The 19498-nt window shown below is 73.7% G+C and carries 19 protein-coding genes; 13 read left to right on the plus strand and 6 right to left on the minus strand.

Annotated elements, in window-relative coordinates; translation table 11 throughout:
* The first annotated feature begins 220 nt into the window (after positions 1 to 220).
* On the plus strand, positions 221 to 1207 hold the full coding sequence (gene selD / locus HS041_RS19545) for a selenide, water dikinase SelD (protein ID WP_230879134.1): 987 nt from the start codon (positions 221 to 223) through the stop codon (positions 1205 to 1207).
* A gap of 71 nt (positions 1208 to 1278) precedes the next feature.
* On the opposite strand, the gene HS041_RS19550 is transcribed toward selD, so the two are convergent.
* From HS041_RS19550 to HS041_RS19565, 4 genes are all read right to left on the minus strand, one after another.
* Positions 1279 to 1953, minus strand: coding sequence for a DUF6766 family protein (locus tag HS041_RS19550; protein ID WP_196442086.1), 675 nt, complete (start codon positions 1951 to 1953; stop codon positions 1279 to 1281).
* 93 nt (positions 1954 to 2046) lie between these two features.
* The gene (locus HS041_RS19555; RefSeq protein ID WP_196442087.1) at positions 2047 to 2442 is read right to left on the minus strand and encodes a hypothetical protein; all 396 of its coding nucleotides are present in this window, start codon (positions 2440 to 2442) and stop codon (positions 2047 to 2049) included.
* 30 nt (positions 2443 to 2472) lie between these two features.
* Positions 2473 to 3462: a glycosyltransferase gene (locus tag HS041_RS19560; protein ID WP_196442088.1), complete on the minus strand. Its 990-nt coding sequence runs from the start codon at positions 3460 to 3462 to the stop codon at positions 2473 to 2475.
* Positions 3459 to 4070: a D-glycero-alpha-D-manno-heptose-1,7-bisphosphate 7-phosphatase gene (locus HS041_RS19565; protein ID WP_307845370.1), complete on the minus strand. Its 612-nt coding sequence runs from the start codon at positions 4068 to 4070 to the stop codon at positions 3459 to 3461. Before HS041_RS19565 ends, HS041_RS19560 begins: the two co-directional genes overlap by 4 nt.
* 187 nt (positions 4071 to 4257) lie before the next feature.
* On the opposite strand from HS041_RS19565, the gene HS041_RS19570 reads away from it, so the two are divergent.
* The 11 genes from HS041_RS19570 (at position 4258) to HS041_RS19620 (ending at position 15684) form a co-directional block, all read left to right on the plus strand.
* Positions 4258 to 5898 (plus strand): carbamoyltransferase family protein, encoded by a 1641-nt coding sequence (locus HS041_RS19570; RefSeq protein ID WP_196442089.1) that lies wholly within the window; start codon positions 4258 to 4260, stop codon positions 5896 to 5898.
* Positions 5895 to 6905 carry a glycosyltransferase family 2 protein gene (locus HS041_RS19575; protein WP_196442090.1) on the plus strand — a complete coding sequence of 337 codons (1011 nt, stop codon included), beginning with the start codon at positions 5895 to 5897 and terminating at the stop codon, positions 6903 to 6905. The genes HS041_RS19570 and HS041_RS19575 overlap by 4 nt, the downstream gene beginning before the upstream one ends.
* 83 nt (positions 6906 to 6988) lie before the next feature.
* Positions 6989 to 8056: a glycosyltransferase family 9 protein gene (locus HS041_RS19580; RefSeq protein WP_196442091.1), complete on the plus strand. Its 1068-nt coding sequence runs from the start codon at positions 6989 to 6991 to the stop codon at positions 8054 to 8056.
* Entirely contained in the window at positions 8053 to 9261 is a 1209-nt protein-coding gene (locus HS041_RS19585; protein ID WP_196442092.1) for a glycosyltransferase, read from the plus strand. The genes HS041_RS19580 and HS041_RS19585 overlap by 4 nt, the downstream gene beginning before the upstream one ends.
* Positions 9262 to 9263: 2 nt before the next feature.
* A complete protein-coding gene (locus HS041_RS19590) occupies positions 9264 to 9860 on the plus strand; it encodes a D-sedoheptulose-7-phosphate isomerase (RefSeq protein WP_196442603.1) in 597 nt (198 codons plus the stop codon).
* Positions 9857 to 11305 (plus strand): D-glycero-beta-D-manno-heptose 1-phosphate adenylyltransferase, encoded by a 1449-nt coding sequence (gene rfaE2 / locus HS041_RS19595; RefSeq protein WP_196442093.1) that lies wholly within the window; start codon positions 9857 to 9859, stop codon positions 11303 to 11305. The genes HS041_RS19590 and rfaE2 overlap by 4 nt, the downstream gene beginning before the upstream one ends.
* A 16-nt stretch (positions 11306 to 11321) precedes the next feature.
* Entirely contained in the window at positions 11322 to 12002 is a 681-nt protein-coding gene (locus HS041_RS19600) for an SDR family oxidoreductase (protein ID WP_196442094.1), read from the plus strand.
* Between the two features lie 28 nt (positions 12003 to 12030).
* Positions 12031 to 13077 (plus strand): glycosyltransferase family 9 protein, encoded by a 1047-nt coding sequence (locus HS041_RS19605; protein ID WP_307845371.1) that lies wholly within the window; start codon positions 12031 to 12033, stop codon positions 13075 to 13077.
* A complete protein-coding gene (locus tag HS041_RS19610) occupies positions 13077 to 14045 on the plus strand; it encodes a UDP-glucuronic acid decarboxylase family protein (protein ID WP_196442095.1) in 969 nt (322 codons plus the stop codon). The genes HS041_RS19605 and HS041_RS19610 overlap by 1 nt, the downstream gene beginning before the upstream one ends.
* Positions 14046 to 14152: 107 nt before the next feature.
* On the plus strand, positions 14153 to 15304 hold the full coding sequence (locus HS041_RS19615) for a PAS domain-containing sensor histidine kinase (protein ID WP_196442096.1): 1152 nt from the start codon (positions 14153 to 14155) through the stop codon (positions 15302 to 15304).
* Positions 15301 to 15684, plus strand: coding sequence for a response regulator (locus HS041_RS19620; protein ID WP_196442097.1), 384 nt, complete (start codon positions 15301 to 15303; stop codon positions 15682 to 15684). The genes HS041_RS19615 and HS041_RS19620 overlap by 4 nt, the downstream gene beginning before the upstream one ends.
* 16 nt (positions 15685 to 15700) lie before the next feature.
* Here the strand turns inward: HS041_RS19620 and HS041_RS19625 are convergent, their stop codons facing one another.
* Positions 15701 to 16633: a DUF72 domain-containing protein gene (locus tag HS041_RS19625; protein WP_196442098.1), complete on the minus strand. Its 933-nt coding sequence runs from the start codon at positions 16631 to 16633 to the stop codon at positions 15701 to 15703.
* 124 nt (positions 16634 to 16757) lie between these two features.
* Here HS041_RS19625 and HS041_RS19630 point away from each other — a divergent pair, with 124 nt between their 5' ends.
* Positions 16758 to 17207 (plus strand): DUF4383 domain-containing protein, encoded by a 450-nt coding sequence (locus HS041_RS19630; RefSeq protein WP_196442099.1) that lies wholly within the window; start codon positions 16758 to 16760, stop codon positions 17205 to 17207.
* A 104-nt stretch (positions 17208 to 17311) separates the two neighbouring features.
* Here HS041_RS19630 and HS041_RS19635 read toward each other — a convergent pair whose 3' ends face one another.
* Positions 17312 to 19384: a catalase gene (locus HS041_RS19635; RefSeq protein ID WP_196442100.1), complete on the minus strand. Its 2073-nt coding sequence runs from the start codon at positions 19382 to 19384 to the stop codon at positions 17312 to 17314.
* Positions 19385 to 19498 lie beyond the last annotated feature (114 nt).

Below are 19498 nucleotides of genomic sequence, written 5' to 3' on the forward strand. Positions count from 1 at the left end.
GCCTCGCTGACGTCGCTGCTGGCCGCGGGCTCCTGGACGCCGGAGGCGATCGCGGACGGGCACGCGGCCGTCCAGCGGTTGCAGGCCGAGATGTTCGACGGGCGCAGGAACCGCCTGGTCCGCCTCGGCTTCCCGCCGGACGAGGCGGCCGGGCTGTCGGCCCTGCACACCCGGAACTTCATGTGGGAACGAGAGGACGGCGATGAACGGGGGAACGGCGATGCGGTTGACGCAGTACGCGCAGGGCGGCGGGTGCGCCTGCAAGATCCCGCCCGGGGAGCTGGAGGAGGTGCTCACCGGGCTGGGCGTCCCGGCTCCGGAGCAGGCCTGCGGCGAGCTGATCGTGGGCCTGGAGACGGGCGACGACGCGGCCGTGGTCCGGATCGAGGGCGGTACGGCCGTCGTGGCCACCGCCGACTTCTTCACACCCGTGGTGGACGACCCCTACGACTGGGGCAGGATCGCCGCGGCCAACGCGCTGTCCGACGTGTACGCGATGGGCGGGCGCCCGCTGATCGGGGTCAACCTGCTGTGCTGGCCCCGGGACGTCCTGCCGTACGAGGTCGCCCGGGAGGTGCTGCGCGGCGGTGCGGCGGTCGCGGCCGAGGCCGGGTGCCACCTGGCGGGCGGGCACACCGTCAACGACCCCGAGCCGAAGTACGGCATGGCGGTGACCGGGACCGCCGACCCCGAGCGGCTGCTGCGCAACGACCGGGGAGCGGCCGGGCTGCCGCTGACGCTGACCAAGCCGCTCGGCCTGGGCGTGCTCAACAACCGGCACAAGGCGACGGGCGAGGTGTTCAAGGAGGCCGTCGAGACGATGACCCGGCTGAACGCCGAGGCCAGCCGGGCCGCCCTGGAGGCGGGCGTCCGGTGCGCCACCGACGTCACCGGGTTCGGGCTGCTCGGCCACCTGTACAAGCTGGCGCGGGCATCGGGGGTGTCGGCGGTGGTCGACACGGCGGCGGTGCCGTACCTGGCCGGAGCCCGCGAGGCCGTGCGTGACGGGTACGTGCCGGGAGGGACGCGGCGCAACCTCGACTGGGTCGCGCCGCACGCCGACCTCGGCCGGGCGGACGAGGGGACCCGGTTGCTGCTGGCCGACGCCCAGACCTCCGGCGGGCTGCTGCTCGCCGGGGAAATCCCGGGCGCGCCGGTGATCGGGGAACTCGTGCCCCGGGCGGGGCACGTGCTCATCCTGCGCTGACACTCCTGCGCTGACACCGCGCAGAGGTCTCGCTCCGGCTGCCCGGCCGGACGGACCACCGCCTCGGGACACTAGCCCTCGACGTCGGTGGCGCCGTGCGGCGTGCCGACCGGCTTGGACTCGGGGGAGCCCCGCTGCCGCAGGTAGATGGAGAGCACCACCATCGACAGCACCGCGAGGAACTCCGACTGCCAGTTCTGCAGGGTCCGGTTCCAGAAGTCGGCCGAGGTGACGTACTCCCCCCAGCTCACCGGGTCCTGGAGCCGGGCCAGCCGCTCGGAGTTGCGGCTCGCCTGACCGGCCACCGACTGGGCCAGCCACGACAGCAGGAAGACCAGCCCCATCACGGTGCCGAGGGAGTTGCCGTACAGCGTCTGCCGCAGGCCGGTGGCCTTGGCCCAGGCCGGGCTGTCCGGATCGGCGTGCCGCCCGACCTTCTGCTGCTCGTCGCTCTCCGGGCCCTCGTCCCCGGGCTTCTTCGACTCCGGCGAGCCGCGCTGCACCCACCAGACCGTGGCCATGATGAACAGCAGGAACTGCAGGTACTCCGACTGCCAGTTCTCCGCGACGTCGACGGCGAACTCGGAGGAGGTGACGTACTCCGGCCAGGAGACCGCGGCTCCGCCCTCGGCGCGCTGGCGCTCGTTGTAGGCGGCGTTGCCCGCCACGGACTGGCCGGCCAGCGCCAGCGCGAACAGGAGCAGGAAGAACAGGCTGAGCGCGTTGTCCTTGGCGAAACGTCTCACGGTCCCTCCTATCGGTCGAGCAGGCCGACGGCGAGGAGATATGCCAGGCCGGCCACGATGATGACGAGTGTCGTGACGAACATCAGGCGCATCTCAGCCCTCCACCTCGCAGTCGTAGGGCAGGTCGCCGCGGGGGCGGCAACCCGCCCCCCGGACCAGCCACCCCTGCGTGAAGCGGTGCAGGAAGACGGTGTCGCGCGCCAGCCGTACCTGGGCCTCGTCGCCCCAGACCCGGGTCCCTGTCACGTCGCCGCCGGGCAGGGCGAGAGCCAGGACGGCCTGCTCGCACGTCTCGCCTGCGGCCCGGAGGCCCTCGGCGGCCTCGGGGGTCAGCAGCGAGCAGGCCTGACCGCCCTGCCCGCCCGCCACCGCGGCGTAGAAGCGCAGCACCGCCCGCTCGGCGGCCGGCCCATCGGCGGAGGCGCAGCCGGACAGAGCCAGCAGGCTCGTCAGAGCCGCTCCGGCCGCGAGTGTGCTTCGCGTGTTCATCGGCCCCTCCTACCCCGCCGACAACCGACGTCACATGAGCAGATCGGTCAGGACGGCCGGGCGGTCCCCGGTGACCTCGGCGATCAGGCGGTCCCAGTCGGACAGGAACCGGCCCAGGCCGTAGCGGGCGAGCGCGGCGGCGCGGGCGGTCCTGCCGACCTGCCGGGCCAGCTCCGGCTCGCCGACGAAGGCGTCCAGCGCGGCGGTGAGGACGGAGACGCGGGTCGAGATCACCCCGGCCTCCGGAGGCACCGCCTCCACGGCCTCGGTGGTGGCCAGCGCCACCACCGGCATGCCCAGCAGCATGGCCTCGATCAGGGACAGGCCGAGCGAGGTCCACCGGTAGGGGTGGAGGTACACCCGGCGCCGGGCCAGTTCGGCGTGCATCCGCGCCTGCGGCAGGTCCTCGAAGACGCCCACCGGGATGCCGAGGTGGTCCGGCAGGCCGGTGACCCCCATGCCGAACACGTCCAGCGGCGCCTCCTCGGCGAACTGCGGAAGCAGGTCGGTGCCCGCGACCCGCTCGCGCCGGATCGGCTCGTTGACCACGACGCCCGCCCGGGGCAGCTCGCCGGTGTAGAGGTAGCCGGGATCGACGACGCCGTGCTCGATCACGCGCGTGGGGGCCCGGCCGCAGTCCCAGAACAGGTGGTTGAAGTGGGTCACGTGGACCACGGGGATGTCGTCGCGCTCGGCCAGCGGGTGCCGGGTGGCCGGGACCTCGCCCTTGGGGGTGTTGTGCTCGACGTAGACGGCCGGCACGTCCCGGCCCGGGCGGCGGCCCAGCCACTCGGCGGCCAGCTCCAGCTCGTGCGGACGCTGCAGGACGACCAGGTCCACGTCCTCGTCGCGGAGCCGGTCGGCGGGCACCTCGCGGGCGGCCTCCGGCCAGGGATAGGTCTGCGCCCGGCCGCGCCCGTCGGGGCCCCGGTCCGGGGTGAGGGGCACCAGGTAGTCGTGGGCGCCGTGCACGAACGACGTGGTCCACGAGCCGTGCACGTGCCAGAGCAGGACTCTCACGATGCGACCTCCCCGGCCGTCTGGATCTTTTCTCCGCCCGGTACGGCGAGCGGGGGCCGCTCCACCGCCGCGGGCTCCGCGGTGCGGCCGAGGACCAGGTCGACCGCGGCGGCGAGGTCGGCGGCGACCTCCCCGGCGGCGGCGACCTCCCCGGGCAGCGTCACGGCCGTGGGCACCAGGATGCCCCGGGCCCCGGCCGCGCGGGCGGCCTCGACGTCCCTGCCGATGTCGCCGATCACCACGCAGTCGCGGGCATCCACGCCGAGGGCCGCCGCCGCGCGCAGCACCAGCCCGGGGGCGGGCTTGCGGCAGGCGCATCCGTCGGCGTCGTCGTGCGGGCAGATCGCCCACACGTCGAACGGCCCGAGCAGCTCCTCGACGCGGGCGTTGACCGCCTCCAGCTCCCGGGGCCCGATCAGGCCCCTGGCGACGCCGGACTGGTTGCTCACCACCCCCACCGGCACGCCCGCCCGGCGGAGCCGGTCCACCGCGGCGCGCCCGCCCGGAACCGCCTCGACCAGTTCTGGATCGTTGTTGTAGGGGACGTCGTGAACGAGTGTTCCGTCACGATCGAACAGCACGGCGGCGGGCCGTTTCCCGTGCGGCACGAGCACCTCCGGAGGGATTGTTCGCTGGTCTCGGGTCGCTACCCGGTCGTCCGAAAACTAACCCTAAAAAAACTACTTAGCGTAACAAGTCGCAGCTCGCAGCCTTTCTAGCTGCACTTCTACCCAATGATGGTGTTTGAGAAGCGCTTCTCTCGGTAGTGGTTAAGCATCTGCGGGAGGCGAATCCATGAACTTTCTGGGATTAAACGCGATTTTTCATGACCCGGCAGCGGCGCTCGTAGTGGACGGCGAAGTGGTGGCCGCCGCCGAGGAGGAAAGGTTCAGCCGTCGCAAGCACGGCAAACGTCCCGTTCCCTTCTCCGCCTGGGAATTACCCGAGCAGGCCGCCGCCTGGTGCCTGAAACAGGCGGGTCTGCGGCCCGAGGACCTCGACGCCGTCGCCTACTCCTACGACCCCGCGCTCGTCCGGCCCGGCCAGCAGGGGCTCGACGAGCGCTGGGAGGACCTGCGCACCACCTACGCCCACCGGGCTCCCGCCTTCCTGGCCACCGCCCTGCCCGGCCTCGACCCCGCCCAGGTCCGCTACGTGCCCCACCACGTCGCCCACGCCGCCTCCGCCGGGCTGGCCGCGCCGTACCGGAACTCGGCGGTGCTGGTCTGCGACGGCCGAGGCGAGGCCGTCTCCCACCTGGCCGGGCGCTACCTCGACGGCGAGCTGGACATCCTGGCCACCCAGGAGCTGCCGCACTCCCTCGGGCTGATGTACGAGGAGGTCACCGAGCACCTGGGCTTCCTGCGCTCCAGCGACGAGTACAAGGTCATGGCCATGGCCTCCTACGGCGAGCCCCGCTTCCTGGGCGAGCTGCGCGAGCTGATCCACACCACCGGCGACGGCGGTTTCCGCGTCGAGCCGATCAACTGGGGAGGTTACGCCAAGGCCCTCGGCAGAGGAGAGGAGTGGTCGGCCGACCACGCCGACCTCGCCGCCAGCGTGCAGAAGCGGCTGGAGGAGGTCCTGCTCGACCTCGCCCGCTGGCTGCACGAGCGCACCGGCGAGCGGTACCTGACCATGGCCGGGGGCGTGGCCCTCAACTGCGTGGCCAACACGCGCCTGCTGGCCGAGGGCCCCTTCGAGGAGATCTGGGTGCAGCCCGCCGCCGGAGACGCCGGCACCGCGCTCGGCGGGGCGCTGCACCTGGCCCAGGCGGCCGGGGAGCCGGCCGCGCCGATGCCCGGCGCCGACCTCGGCCGCGGCTGGACCGACGAGGAGCTGGCGAGCTGGCTGGAGGTCGCGCGGGTGCCGTACGAGCGCCCCGCCGACCTGGCCGCCGCCGTCGCCGCGGAGCTGGCCGCCGACCGGATCGTCGCCTGGTTCCAGGGCCGCAGCGAGTACGGCCCGCGTGCGCTCGGCCGCCGCTCCCTGCTGGCCCACCCCGGCCGGGCCGCCAACACCGAGCGGCTCAACGATGTCAAGGGCCGCGAGCAGTTCCGCCCGATCGCCCCGATGGTGCTCGCCGAGCGCGCCGGGGAGATCTTCGAGCGCGGCCCGGTGCCCAGCCCTTACATGCTCTTCGTCCACGACGTGCGGCCGGAGTGGCGCGAGCGCATCCCCGCCGTCGTGCACGTCGACGGCACCGCCAGGATCCAGACCGTGGACCGGGCCGACGACCCGCTGATGGCCAGGACGCTGGAGGAGTTCGAGGCCAGGACCGGGATCCCGGTGGTGGTCAACACCAGCCTCAACACCGCCGGGCGGCCCATGGTCGACGACCCCAGGGACGCGCTGGAGTGCTTCGGGTCGGCCCCGGTCGACCTGCTGGTGCTCGGGCCGTACCTGATCCGGCGGGGGCAGGTGTTCGCGTCGTGATCACTGTGGTCATCCCGACGATCGGCCGGCCCACCCTCGCCGCGACCCTCGCCGCCCTGGACCCGAAGACCGAGGTCATCGTGGTCGACGACCGCCCCGACGAGCTGGCCGTCGACCTCCTGCCCGAACCGTCGGTGGACGGCCCGCTCCTGACGGGAGCGGCGTCGGTGGAGCGCGACGCGGACCTCCTCGGCGCGCTGCGCGCGGCGGACGGCCGGGTCAGGGTCCTGCGCTCCGGGGGGCGGGGCCCCGCCGCCGCCAGGAACACCGGATGGCGCGCGGCCGGAACGCCGTGGATCGTGTTCCTCGACGACGACGTGATCCCCGAACCCGGCTGGGACAAGGCGGTCCGCGCCGACCTGGAGGACCTGCCCGCCGACGTGGGCGGCAGCCAGGGCCGCATCGAGGTCCCGCTGCCGGCCGACCGCAGGCCCACCGACGCCGAGCGCAACACCGCGGGCCTGGCGACCGCCGAATGGATCACCGCCGACATGGCCTACCGGCGGGCCGCGCTGGAGCGGACCGGCGGGTTCGACGAACGCTTCCCCCGGGCCTACCGGGAGGACGCCGACCTGGCGCTGCGGATGCGGGCGGCGGGCTACCGGCTGGTGCGCGGCGAGCGCGTCACCCGGCACCCGGTCCGCGACGACGGATTCTGGGCCAGCGTGCGCTTCCAGCGCGGCAACGCCGACGACGCGCTGATGCGGCGCGTGCACGGCCCCGCCTGGCGGGCCGCCCTCGGCGGCGCGCCGGGACGGCTGCGCCGGCACGCCCTGGTCACGGCGTTCGGCCTGCTCTCCATCGGGGCCGGCCTGGCCGGGCGGCGACGGGCGTCCGCGGTGGCGGGCGCGGTGTGGGCGCTGCTCACGGCCGAGTTCGCCTGGGCCCGCATCGCCCCGGGACCGCGAACCGCGGAGGAGATCCGGCGGATGGCGGTCACCAGCATGGTCATCCCACCGGTGGCCTGCGCGCACCGGCTCCGCGGAGAACTGCGGGTGCGCCGGTGACCGGTCCGGTGCCGGGCCCCCTCGGAGGCCGGGGTGCGGTTCCGGGTGCCGGTCGTGCCGTGAGTTCCGCCGTGAGTTCCGCTGTGAGTTCCGCTGCGGGCCCTGCCGGGGGACCCGCGCGGGGCACGGTGCTGGTGGCCCGCGTCGACAACGCGGGCGACGTCCTGCTGGCCGGTCCGGCGGTCCGGGCGGTCGCCGCCGGGGCGCGCGAGGTCGTCCTGCTGGCCGGGCCGCACGGCAGGGCCGCGGCCGAGCTGCTGCCCGGCGTGTCCCGGGTGATCGAGTGGCGTACGCCGTGGATCGACCCCGAGCCGCCGCCGGTGACCGGTGCGCACACCGCGCGGCTGATCAGATCCGTCCGGCGGGCCGCGCCCGAGGAGGCCCTGATCCTGACCTCCTTCCACCAGTCGCCGCTCCCGCTCGCCCTGCTCCTCCGGCTCGCCGGAGTGCCCAGGATCTCGGCGATCAGCACCGACTACCCCGGCTCGCTGCTCGACCTGCGGCGGGTCGTCGACGAGGACGCGGACGTGCCCGAGGCCGAGCGCATGCTCGGCCTGGCCAGGGCTGCGGGGTTCGACCTGCCGCCCGGCGACGACGGCAGGCTCGCCGTGCGGCATCCGCTGCCGCAGGTCCGGCATCTGGCCGGACCGCCCGGTTACGTGGCCGTGCACCCCGGCGTCTCGGCGCCCGCGCGGGCCTGGCCCGAGCAGAGCTGGTCCCGCCTGGTGGAGGAACTCACCGCCGCCGGGCTTCGGGTCGTGGTGACCGGCAGCCCCGGCGAGAGAGCACTGACCGCGCGGATCGCCGGAGCGGGGGCCGTCACCGACCTGGGGGGCGCGACCACCTTCGCCGAGCTCGCCGCGGTGCTCGCCGGGGCGAGCGCGGTCGTCGCGGCCAACACCGGCCCCGCACACCTGGCGGCGGCGGTCGGCACCCCGGTGGTCAGCCTTTTCGCCCCCGTCGTCCCGGCCGCCCGCTGGGCGCCGTACGGCGTACCGTCCGTGCTCCTCGGAGACCAGCACGCCCCGTGCCGGGGCACCAGGGCCAGGGTCTGCCCGGTTCCCGGCCATCCCTGTCTGTCGTCCGTGCCGGCCGGACAGGTCGTCGAGGCCGTCCGCCGCATGGCCGTACCGAGAGAGGCGGTTGTATGAGGATCGCTCTGATATCCGAGCACGCGAACCCGCTCGCCGCGGTCGGCGGAGTCGACGCCGGCGGGCAGAACGTCCACGTCGCGGCGCTGGCGACCGCCCTGGCCGACCGAGGGCACGAGGTCGTGGTGCACACCCGGCGCGACCGTCCGGACGTGCCTCGCCTCGTGCCGCTCCACCCGGGGGTGACCGTGGAGCACGTCCCGGCCGGTCCGGCGGCCCCCGTCCCCAAGGACGAGCTGCCGCCGTACATGCCCGCCTTCGCCGACCACCTGCGGCGGCGCTGGGCGGAGCGGCGGCCCGACGTGGTGCACGCCCACTTCTGGATGAGCGGCCTGGCGGCGCTGGAGGCCGCGCGTGAGCTCGGGGTGCCGGTCCTGCAGACCTTCCACGCCCTGGGCACGGTGAAGCGCCGCTGGCAGGGCGCGGCGGACACCAGCCCGCCGCAACGGATCGCGGCGGAGGCCGACATCGGGCGGCGGGCCCAGGGAATCGTGGCCACCTGCGGCGACGAGGTGGATGAGCTGCTCGCGATGGGCGTGCCCGGCGAGCGCGTCGCCGTCGTGCCGTGCGGGGTCGACCTCACCCGGTTCCACTCGCAGGGCCCGATCGCCCCACGCGGGTCGCGCTGCCGGATCCTCAGCATCGGCCGCATGGTCCCCCGCAAGGGCGTCGGCACCGTCGTCGAGGCACTGCGCCACCTGCCCGACGCCGAACTGGTGATCGCCGGGGGAGCACCGGACGACGAGGAGGCCGTTCGGCTGACCCGCCTGGCCGCCGCGCATGGCCTGTCCGACCGGGTCCGCCTGATCGGCAGCGTCGGCCGCGCCGACGTTCCCGCCCTGATGCGCTCGGCCGACGTCGTGGTCAGCGTGCCCTGGTACGAGCCGTTCGGCATCGTGCCGCTGGAGGCCATGGCCTGCGGCGTCCCCGTGGTCGCCTCCGCCGTCGGCGGCCATCTGGACACGGTGGCGGGCTGCGGGACGCTGGTCCCGCCGCGCCGCCCGCGCGCCCTCGCCCGCGCCCTGCGCGACCTGCTGGACCGCCCGGACCTGCGTGCCGCCCTCGCCCTGGCGGGTGAGCGCCGCGCCCGGTCCCGGTACGGCTGGCCCCGGATCGCCGAACGCACCGAGGCCGTCTACCTCGACGTGATCGCCGGTCAACGGAACCACGACCAGAACCGGATCGCCGCCACGGCAGGAGGATGACCATGCACCCGCACCTGTCACGCTTGAGTACCGCGCTCGCCGCGGTGGATGCCGACACTCCGACGATCTCCGTATGGGGCCGCAAACTGGCCGCCGTACTCACCGGCGGTGGCAGGCTTCTGGCCTGCGGGAACGGTGGATCAGCCGCTGAAGCCCAGCACCTGACCGCCGAGCTGGTCGGCCGCTTCCGCGACGACCGCCGCCCGTACGCGGCGATCCCGCTGCACGCCGACACCTCCGCGGTCTCCGCGATCGGCAACGATTTCGGCGCCGAGGAGGTGTACGCCCGCCAGGTGCGGGCGCACGGCCGTCCCGGTGACGTCCTGCTCTGCCTGTCCACCAGCGGGGCCAGCCCGAACATCCTCGCCGCCGCTCTCGCCGCCAGGGAGGTCGGCGTCACGACGTGGGCGTTGACCGGCCCGGCGCCCAACCCGCTCGTCGAGCTGTGCGACGACGCCTTCCCGGTCGCCGTGGCGGACACCGCGACCGTGCAGGAGGTGCACCTCGCTGTGATCCACATGCTCTGCGACGCGATGGAGGAGGCGTGCGAGGAGGCCGGGGAGACCTGCGCGGACATGCTGGAGGAGGCGTGCGGATGAGGCGCGGACCGCTCGTGGTCGTCGGGGACAGCCTGCTCGACGTGGACGTCGAGGGCGACGCGGAGCGCTTGTGCCCCGACGCGCCCGTGCCTGTCGTGGCGGGGACCCGCGAGCACCGGCGCCCCGGCGGCGCGGGACTCGCCGCCCTGCTCGCGGCCGACGAAGGGACCGAGGTCGTGCTGGTCACCGCGGCCGGTGACGACGAACCCGGCCTGCGGCTGCGGGAACTGCTCTCCGGCGCGGTGGAGACCGTCAGGCTCCCGCTGAGCGGCGGCACCGTGACCAAGACCCGGATCCGGGCACGCGGCCAGACGCTGCTGCGGGTCGACACCGGTGACGGCCGGGCGGAGACCGGCGAGTGCGGGGGCCGGGCGCGCGGGCCGGAGCTGCGCCGGGCCACCGATGCGATCAGGAACGCGGGAGCGATCCTGGTCTCCGACTACGGGCTCGGAACCGCGGCGGTCCTGCGTGAGGCGCTGGCCGGGGCCACCGCACCGCTGGTCTGGGACCCGCACCCGCGCGGGCTCACCCCGGTCCCCGGCTGCGCGCTCGTCACGCCGAGCGAGGCCGAGGCCCGGCTGCTGTGCGGAGAGGCGCACGCCTCGCCCGAGCAGGCGGCCCGGCGCCTCGCCCGCGATCTGGACGCCGAGGCGGTCGCCGTCACGCTGGGCGCCCGCGGCGCCGGGGTGGCGCGGCGGGGTGGCCGGTTCACCCAGGTGCCCCCGCCCTTCCCCGTGACGGGGGCGGACACCTGCGGGGCCGGCGACCGGTTCGCCGGGACCGCCGCACTGGCGCTGCGCGACGGGTCCTCGGCCGAGGACGCCGTGAAGGCGGCGGTCGGTCAGGCCACCCGGTTCGTGGAGGGCGGGGGAGCGGCCGCCGTCCGGTCGCTCGCCCCGGACGGCCGGTTCTCGGGGCCCGGCCGGAGCGCCCGGCTCGCCGTGCGGGAACCGGGCGAGCGGCTCTTCGGGCCGGAGCTGGGAGACCGCCCGCGCACCCCCCTGGAGGTCGCGGAGGTCGTCCGGGCACGCGGCGGCAGGCTGGTGGCCACCGGCGGCTGCTTCGACCTGCTGCACTCGGGTCACGTCAGCCTGCTGCGCCGGGCCCGCGCCCTGGGCGACGCGCTGATCGTCTGCGTCAACTCCGACGAGTCCGTCCGCCGCCTCAAAGGGCCGAGCCGTCCCGTCGTCGGCGAGGAGGACCGGGTCGAGGTGCTGCGCGCGCTGGAGTGCGTGGACGCCGTGGCGGTCTTCGGCGAGAGCACCCCCACTTCGCTGATCGAGCGGATACGGCCGGATGTGTGGGTCAAGGGCGGCGACTACACCGAATCCGACCTGCCGGAGGCGGAGGCGGTGCGTCGCGCCGGCGGCGAGACCGTGATCCTGCCCCTGGTCCCCGGCCAGTCCACCACCAATCTGATCGCCGCCGCCCGGGCGGCCCTGTGAGACCGGAGGAACAACCATGGTCGGGAACATTCTGATCACCGGTGGCGCGTCCGGCCTCGGCCTGGCCACCGCCGAGGCCGTGGCCAAGGCGGGCGGCCGGCCGCTGGTCGTCGACGTCACCGCGCCCGGTTACGAGGTCGACCACGTCCTCGCCGACCTGTCCGACCGGGCGGAGGCGGAGCGTGCCGTGGCCGAACTGGCCGGACGGGCCGGCGGGCTGGACGGCGTCGTCACGGCCGCGGGCATCGACGCCTGCGGGCGCCTGGCCGACGTGCCCGCCGACCGCTGGGAGCGGGTGGTCCAGGTCAACCTGTTCGGCACCGTCTCGGTGGTCCGCGCGGCACTGCCGTACCTGACCGCATCCCGGGGGAGGGTCGTGACCTGCGCCTCGACCCTCGGCCTGCGGGCGGTGAGCGACGCCACCGCCTACTGCGCGTCCAAGTTCGGCGTGGTCGGCTTCACCCGCGCTCTCGCGGCCGAGCTGGCCGGCCAGGTGGGGGTGACCCTGCTGGTCCCCGGCGGCATGCAGACCCACTTCTTCGACGACCGCGACGAACAGTACAAGCCGGGGCCCGACGCCCGGCTCAACAAGCCTGAGGACGTGGCCGCGACCATCGTGTTCGCCCTCGGCCAGCCGGCGGGATGCGAGATCAGGGAGCTGCTCGTCTGCCCGTCCACGGAGACGTCATGGCCGTGAGCGTCGCCGTTGCCGTTGCGGAGCCCTCGTGACCGCCGACGGCCTCGGAGAAGCCGGTGGCGGCCGGAGGCGGGCGGACGGGCGCAGTGACGGGCGGGCCCGGGCGGGGGAGCGTGACGACGGCCGCCCGGTTCTGCTGGCGCTGCGCGGCCTCGCGCTCGGGGACCTGCTCACCGCGGTGCCCGCGCTGCGGGCGCTGCGGCGGGCGTTCCCGGAGCACCGGCTCGTGCTGGCCGCACCGTCGGCCCTGGCGGAGCTGCTGCCGATGATCGGCGCCGTCGACGAGCTGCTGGACGTCTCGGGACCGGGACCGGTGCCCCTCGGCTCTCCCGGCATCGCGGTCAACCTGCACGGTCGCGGCCCGCAGAGCGTCGAGGCGCTGAGCCGTACCGGTCCGGGACGGTTGCTGACCCACGCCCACCCCGATTTCCCCGCCGTGCCCGGCCCCGAGTGGCGGGCCGGCGTGCACGAGGTGCGGCGATGGTGCGACCTGCTCGGCTGGTACGGCATCCCGGCCGACCCCGCCGACCTGCTCCTGACGGATCCCTCCGGCCCCTCCGGTCCTCCGGTCGCCGGGCCGGCCGGGGCGCGAACAGGGCCGGTCGTGGTCCATCCGGGAGCGGCCTCCCCTGCCAGGCGCTGGCCCCCGACACGGTTCGCCCTGGTAGTGGCAGGTCTGCGCCGTGCCGGGCATGATGTGGTGATCACGGGCAACGCCTCGGAACGGGAGCTCGCCCGCCAGGTGGCCGCCCTGGCGCACCTGCCCGCCGAGCACGTGCTGGCGGGCCGTACCGGGTTGCGGGAGCTGGCCGCGGTGGTGGCCGGCGCCCGGCTGGTCGTCTGCGGCGACACCGGGGTCGCCCACCTGGCCAGCGCGTGCGCCACGCCGTCCGTGGTGCTGTTCGGGCCCGTCGCACCCGCGCTCTGGGGCCCGCCGCCCACCGGGCCGCACATCGCCCTGTGGGCGGGGCGGTCCGGGGACCCCCATGGAAGCGAACCCGATCCCGGGCTGCTGCGGATCGACGTACCGGAGGTCCTCGACGCGGCCCTGAACCTGCTGGAGGTGAGCGTCTGATGAGCACACGACGTGCGGTGGTGACCGGCGGGGCCGGATTCCTCGGCTCCTACCTGTGCGAACGGCTGGTGGAACGGGGGACGGAGGTGATCTGCATGGACAACTTCCTCACCGGCTCGCCGGACAACGTCGCCCACCTGATGGGCGGGCCGCTGTTCCGGCTCGTCGAATGCGACCTGACCGGGTTCGTCCACGTGTCCGGCGACGTCGACCTGGTGCTCCACTTCGCCTCCGCGGCGTCCCCGCTCGACTATCTGCGTCACCCGATCGAGACGCTCAAGGTCGGAAGCCTCGGAACGCTGCACGCCCTGGGCCTCGCCCGGGAGAAGGGCGCCCGGTTCGTGCTCGCCTCCACCAGCGAGGTCTACGGTGATCCGCTGGAGCACCCGCAGCGGGAGAGCTACTGGGGGAACGTCAACCCGGTCGGCCCGCGCAGCGTCTACGACGAGGCCAAACGCTTCGCCGAGTCACTGACGACGGCCTACCGCAACTCCCACGGGACCGACACGGCGATCGTGCGGATCTTCAACACCTACGGGCCGAGGATGCGCCCGCACGACGGCCGCGCCATCCCCACCTTCATCCGCCAGGCGCTGTCCGGCGAGCCGATCACCGTGACCGGTGACGGCAGCCAGACCCGCTCCATCTGCTACGTGACCGACACGGTCGCGGGCATCCTCGCCCTGGCCGACAGCGACTTCGCGGGCCCGGTCAACATCGGCAACCCCGCGGAGCTGACCATGCTCGCTCTCGCCGAGACCATCCGCGAGCTGACCGGCTCGTCCTCGCCGATCGAATTCGTCGACCGTCCCGCCGACGACCCGGCCGTCCGGCGCCCGGACACCACCCTGGCCGCCTCCCGGCTGGACTGGCGGCCGGAGGTGGAGGCCGTCGACGGGCTGCGCCGCACCATTACCTGGGTCGCCGACAAACTCGGCGAGGAGCGGGATGCCCTGGCCAGCCGTTAGGGCGTGTCCCGCCAGGCGCGGGGAGCGGCCCGCCGTGACCTGAGCCGCGGCGACGCCGCCGTCCGCATGTGGCATGCGGCGACCGCCCGGCCGTGCGAAGCTTTGGTATGCCCGATGCTGAATTGTTCGACGAGAGCGGGCGCTCGCGCGGGTCCGGCAGGGGAGGGCCGGACCCGACCGGGCAGCACCCCGCCGAGCAGGCGCTGCGCGAGAGCGAGGAGCGCTTCCGCCTGCTGGTCCAGAGCGTCGTCGATTATGCGATCTTCATGCTCGACTCCGACGGCCGGATCGCGAGCTGGAACGCCGGCGCACAGCGGATCAAGGGCTACACGGCCGCGGAGGCCATCGGCAAGCACTTCTCGGTGTTCTACCCGCCGGAGGAAGTAGCCGCCGACAAGCCCGGCAGGGAGCTGAAGACCGCCGTCGTCGAGGGGCGGCTGGAGGACGAGGGCTGGCGGGTGCGCAAGGACGGCACCCGGTTCTGGGCGAACGTGGTCATCACCCCGCTGTTCGACGAGACCGGGCGGCTGCGCGGATTCGGCAAGGTCACCCGGGACATGACCGAGCGGCGCACCGCCGAACGCGCCCTGGACGAGCGGGGCAGGCTGCTGTCGCGCCTCGTCCAGGCCCAGGAGACCGAACGGCGCCGCATCGCCTGGAACGTGCACGAGGACACGATCCAGGCGATGGTCGCGGTCGGAATGCGTCTGCAGCTCCTGGCCGGCCGGCTGCCCGGCGAGCACGCCCCGGCGATGCGCCGGCTCAACGACGCCGTGGACGAGGCCGTCAGCCGCCTGCGCGGGCTGACCTTCCGCCTGCACCCGCCGGGCATCGACCGCGGCGGGCTGGTGGAGGGACTGTCCGGCTACCTCGACCAGATGATGGGGGAGGCGGGTCTGGCCTACGAGTTCCGGCACGACCTGGACCGCGAGCCGCCGTCCGAGGCCGCGATCACGGTCTTCAGGATCTGCCAGGAGGCGCTGGCCAACGTCGGCAAGCACGCCCGGGCGAAGAAGGTGACCGTGTCGCTGGTGTCGGCCGGCCACGGCGTGCTGGTGCGGGTCGCCGACGACGGCGTCGGCATCGGCCGGCCGGTCGACGCGCTGGTCCGGCCCGACCACTTCGGCCTGATCGACATGCGGGAGCGGGCGGAGACGGCGGGCGGCTGGTGGAGGATGCACGGGCAGCCGGGCGCCGGAACGACCGTGGAGTTCTGGGTGCCCGCGCTGGCGCACGGCGAGGGGGGTCCCCTGCTGTGAACGCCGTGCCCAGGCGGCTGACCGTGCTCATCGGCGACGACGAGCCGATGATCCGGGAGGTGCTCCGGGAGGTGCTGCAGGCGGAGCCGGACCTCGACGTGGTCGCGGTCGCCCCGGACGCCGCCGAGACCGTCCGGCTCGCCGAACGGCACGCGCCGGCCGTCGTCATCCTGGACGTGCGGATGCCGGGCGGCGGGGCCGGCGCCGCCCGCGAGATCCTGCGCCGTTCGCCGGGGACCCGGGTCATGGCGTTCTCCGCCTACGGCGACACCGGCATCGTGGCGGAGATGCGGCGCGCGGGCGTGGCCGATTACCTCATCAAAGGTGTGCCGAACACCGAGATCGTGGCGGCGGTGCGGCGGCTGGCCGCCACCGGCTGAGCGGGCCGTCCCGGGCTCACGACCGTTCGGCGGCCGTGCCGGCCACGCCGGGCCGGGCGGTCACCGGCCGGGTGACGCCGAGAAGCTCCCCGAGACGGGCGGCGTTGCGCTGGGCGTTGTCGCGGCAGCAGTTGTTCATCAGGACATGGAGGGTCTCCGCCCGGCCGGAGAACTCCCGGAGCCTGGCCGCCCACCGCTCCAGCTCCGACTCGGAGTACAGGTAGGCGAAACGCTCCTCGATCTTCTTGCTGGCCCACTTCTCCGAATGGCCGTGGAAGCGCACCACGGCCAGGTCGGCGGTGGCGGCCAGGATCGGCGGGACCGACGACGGGTGACCCTGGGGCATGTCGACGCTGACGTAGGGGATGCCGTTGGCGGACAGGAAGCCGAGCGTCTCCTCCGCGCCGTCCCCCTCCATCCAGGTGCGGTTGCGGAACTCCACGCAGGCGCGCAGCGGGGCGCAGCGCCGTACGGACTCCAGGACGTGACGCCGGTTGCGCTCCCCGGCCGGGAACCACGGGGGGAACTGCAGCAGGACGGCGCCCAGCTTGCCCGCCTCGTGCAGAGGCGCGAGCGTGCCGAGGAAACGCCGCCACACCTCGTCGACGACCTCCGGGCCGAGGTCACGCGCGTAGAGGGTGCCGTCCGGGTCGCCGAGCCGTACCCGGATGTCCTTGTAGAGCGACCTGGCGGGAGTGGGATGACCGGTGAGCAGGGAGAACGCCTTGACGTTGAAGGTGAATCCCGCAGGCGTGCGGTCCCGCCACGCCTCCACCGTCCTGAGCGCCGGCGGGTGGTAGTAGGTGGCGTCCACCTCGACCAGCGGGAACCGCCCGGCGTAGTAGGCCAGCCGTTCTGCGGGGGTCGAGGCGTCGGAGGGGTACCAGCCCGAGTCGAGCAGCGACCGGTCGGTCCACGAGGCCGTACCCACCAGGATCGTCTCCGCCATGCGACTGCCCCTGCCCACGGAGGCGGCCGTATCACCGGTGATACGGGAGACCGTCGTTTATGACTATCCGCGGTCAGGGAGGGTAGCGAGGCCGGTCCAGAGGCATTCACATATGGGAGGCGTCATGAACCCCTCGCCCGCACGCACCACCCCCCGGTCGCCGCTGCAACTCGCCGCGCTGGTCGTGGGAATCGTATTCCTTCTCGTCGGAGTCCTGGGTTTCATCCCCGGCATCACGTCCAACGTCGACGAGCTCGAGTTCGCCGGGCATCAGTCGGACGCGCTGCTGCTGGGAGTCTTCGAGGTGTCGATCCTGCACAACATCGTCCACCTGCTGTTCGGGGTGGCCGGCGTCGCCCTCGCCCGCACCTGGGCCGGTGCCCGCAACTACCTCATCGGCGGCGGGGCGGTCTACCTGCTGCTCTGGCTGTACGGCATGCTGATCGCCCATGACAGCCCGGCCAACTTCGTCCCGCTCAACGCCGCGGACAACTGGCTGCACCTGTTCCTCGGCCTGGGCATGGTCGCGCTGGGCTTCCTGCTCGGCCGCCGCGCCGTCACCTCTCGCATCTGAGGCGACCGCGGAGCCGGAGAAGCGGAGAAGGTCCCATGCGATGACGCATGGGACCTTCTCGCTGCCGAGGGGCCGCGCATGCGCCCCGGTACGGGCCCTGCGGCCTACGCGGGAACGCTGTCGGCCGCGCGTTCCGGGTGGCGGTGGGCGGCCACGGCCGTGCCGAAGGCCTCGATGAAGTCCTCCATGTCCCCTGTGGTGCCGACCACCACGCCCGGGTGAGGACCGGGCCCGAGCCCGGCGGTCTCGAGCAGCAGGGACCCGGCGCCGAGGGCGCCCACCGCCTTGCCGTGCTTGAACGCCTCGGCGACGTAGTGCACGGCCTCGCCGTCCATGCTCAGCGTCCGGGCCGACTCCTGTCCGCCGGGCACCAGGACGGCGTCGTAGAGCACCGAGGCCATGGTGTTCAGCGCGTGGGTCACCGGGACCGGCTCGCCGCCTTCTCCTCGTACGGCGCCGCCCCGCGGGGCCAGGACCTCGCACATCGCGCCCATGGTGACGATCGCCGCCCGTACGGCCTCCACCTGGGCGGCGTCCACGCCGTCGGCCACCAGGACCGCGACTTTCCGGGTGGCGGCGCTCTGCACAGGGGCGTGCGCCTGGCTGAGCGCGGGGGAGCTGCGGCCGTGGTTGGGCACGGCGGGCGCGGGCGGGGCGGCGACCCCGATGCCCGCGGCGACTTCGGCGGCCAGGTCGTGGTCGACGTTGTTGAGGTTGCGGATGACGCCCTCGCGGATGGAGGGCCGCACCACCCTGCCGAGCTCGAAGCGGAAGGCGGCGACGATGTGCTTCTTCTCCCAGGCGGACATGCTGTTCCAGAACAGGGTCGCCTGGCTGTAGTGGTCGGCGAAGCTCGCACTGCGCCTGCGGATCTTGTTGCCGTCCACCCGCTCCTGGAAGTGCGTGTAGGCGCCGGGCTCACCGACCGCGGGGCGGCCTCCGCCGGTGGAGTTGGGGTGGTAGCTCGCCTGTCCCCGCGGGATGGTCATCTGGTGGTAGCCGTCGCGGTGGTGGTTGCGCACGTCGGCCAGGGGCCGGTTGATCGGAATCTGCGGGAAGTTCGGGCCGCCGAGCCGGATGAGCTGGGTGTCGAGATAGGAGAAGAGCCGGCCCTGCAGCAGGGGGTCGTTGGTGAAGTCGATGCCCGGGACGACGTTGCCGATGTGGAAGGCGACCTGCTCGGTCTCGGCGAAGAAGTTGTCGGGGTTGCGGTCGAGTACCAGCCGCCCGACCGGCCGGACGGGCACCTGCTCCTCAGGGATGATCTTGGTGGCGTCGAGCAGGTCGAAGTCGAAGGCGTGCTCGTCCTCCTCGGCCACGAGCTGCACGCCGAGCTCCCACTCGGGGAGGTTGCCGGTCTCGATGGCCTCCCACAGGTCCTTGCGGTTGAAGTCCGGGTCCTTCCCCGCGATCTTCTGGGTCTCGTCCCAGACCAGCGAGTGGATGCCGAGCCTGGGCTTCCAGTGGAACTTCACGAACGTGCCCCGGCCGGCGGCGTCGACCAGCCGGAAGGTGTGCACGCCGAAGCCCTGCATCATCCGGTAGCTGCGGGGGAGCGCCCGGTCCGACATCAGCCACATCATCATGTGGGTGGTCTCCGGCTGGAGCTGCACGAAGTCCCAGAGGGTGTCGTGGGCCGAGGAGGCCTGCGGGACCTCGTTGTGCGGCTCGGGCTTGACGGCGTGCACGAAGTCGGGGAACTTGATCGCGTCCTGGATGAAGAAGACCGGGATGTTGTTGCCGACCAGGTCGAAGTTGCCCTGCGGGGTGTAGAACTTCACCGCGAAGCCGCGTACGTCCCGGACGGTGTCGGCCGAGCCGCGCGAGCCCGCCACGGTGGAGAAGCGGACGAACACCGGCGTCCGCGTCCCGGGCGAGGTGAGGAACTCCGCGCGGGTGAAGGCGGCCAGGGAGTCGTCGTAGGGCTCGAAGTAGCCGTGCGCGGCCGCTCCCCGGGCGTGGACCACCCGCTCGGGGATGCGCTCGTGGTCGAAGTGGGTGATCTTCTCCCGGAAGTGGAAATCCTCCATCAGCGTCGGGCCGCGCTCACCCGGGCGGAGTGAGTTGTCGGTGTCGTCCACCCTGGCGCCCTGGTCGGTGGTGAGGGAGGTGTCCTGGTAGTCGACCCGTACGTCGTCCAGTTGCCGGTCCTTGTCCGTGCGGCCGTCACCGATCATCGATCCTCCTGGTGCGTGGTCGGGCAGGAGGCGTCCCGCCCACGGAGCGGCATACCCCTCGCGTGCCAGGGGAGGGGAAAGAGCACGGCCTGATACCGTCTCCCGCCCGGCGCG

Origin of the sequence: Planomonospora sp. ID67723 (assembly GCF_015711605.1) — a bacterium.
Classification (GTDB): Bacteria; Actinomycetota; Actinomycetes; order Streptosporangiales; family Streptosporangiaceae; genus Planomonospora_A.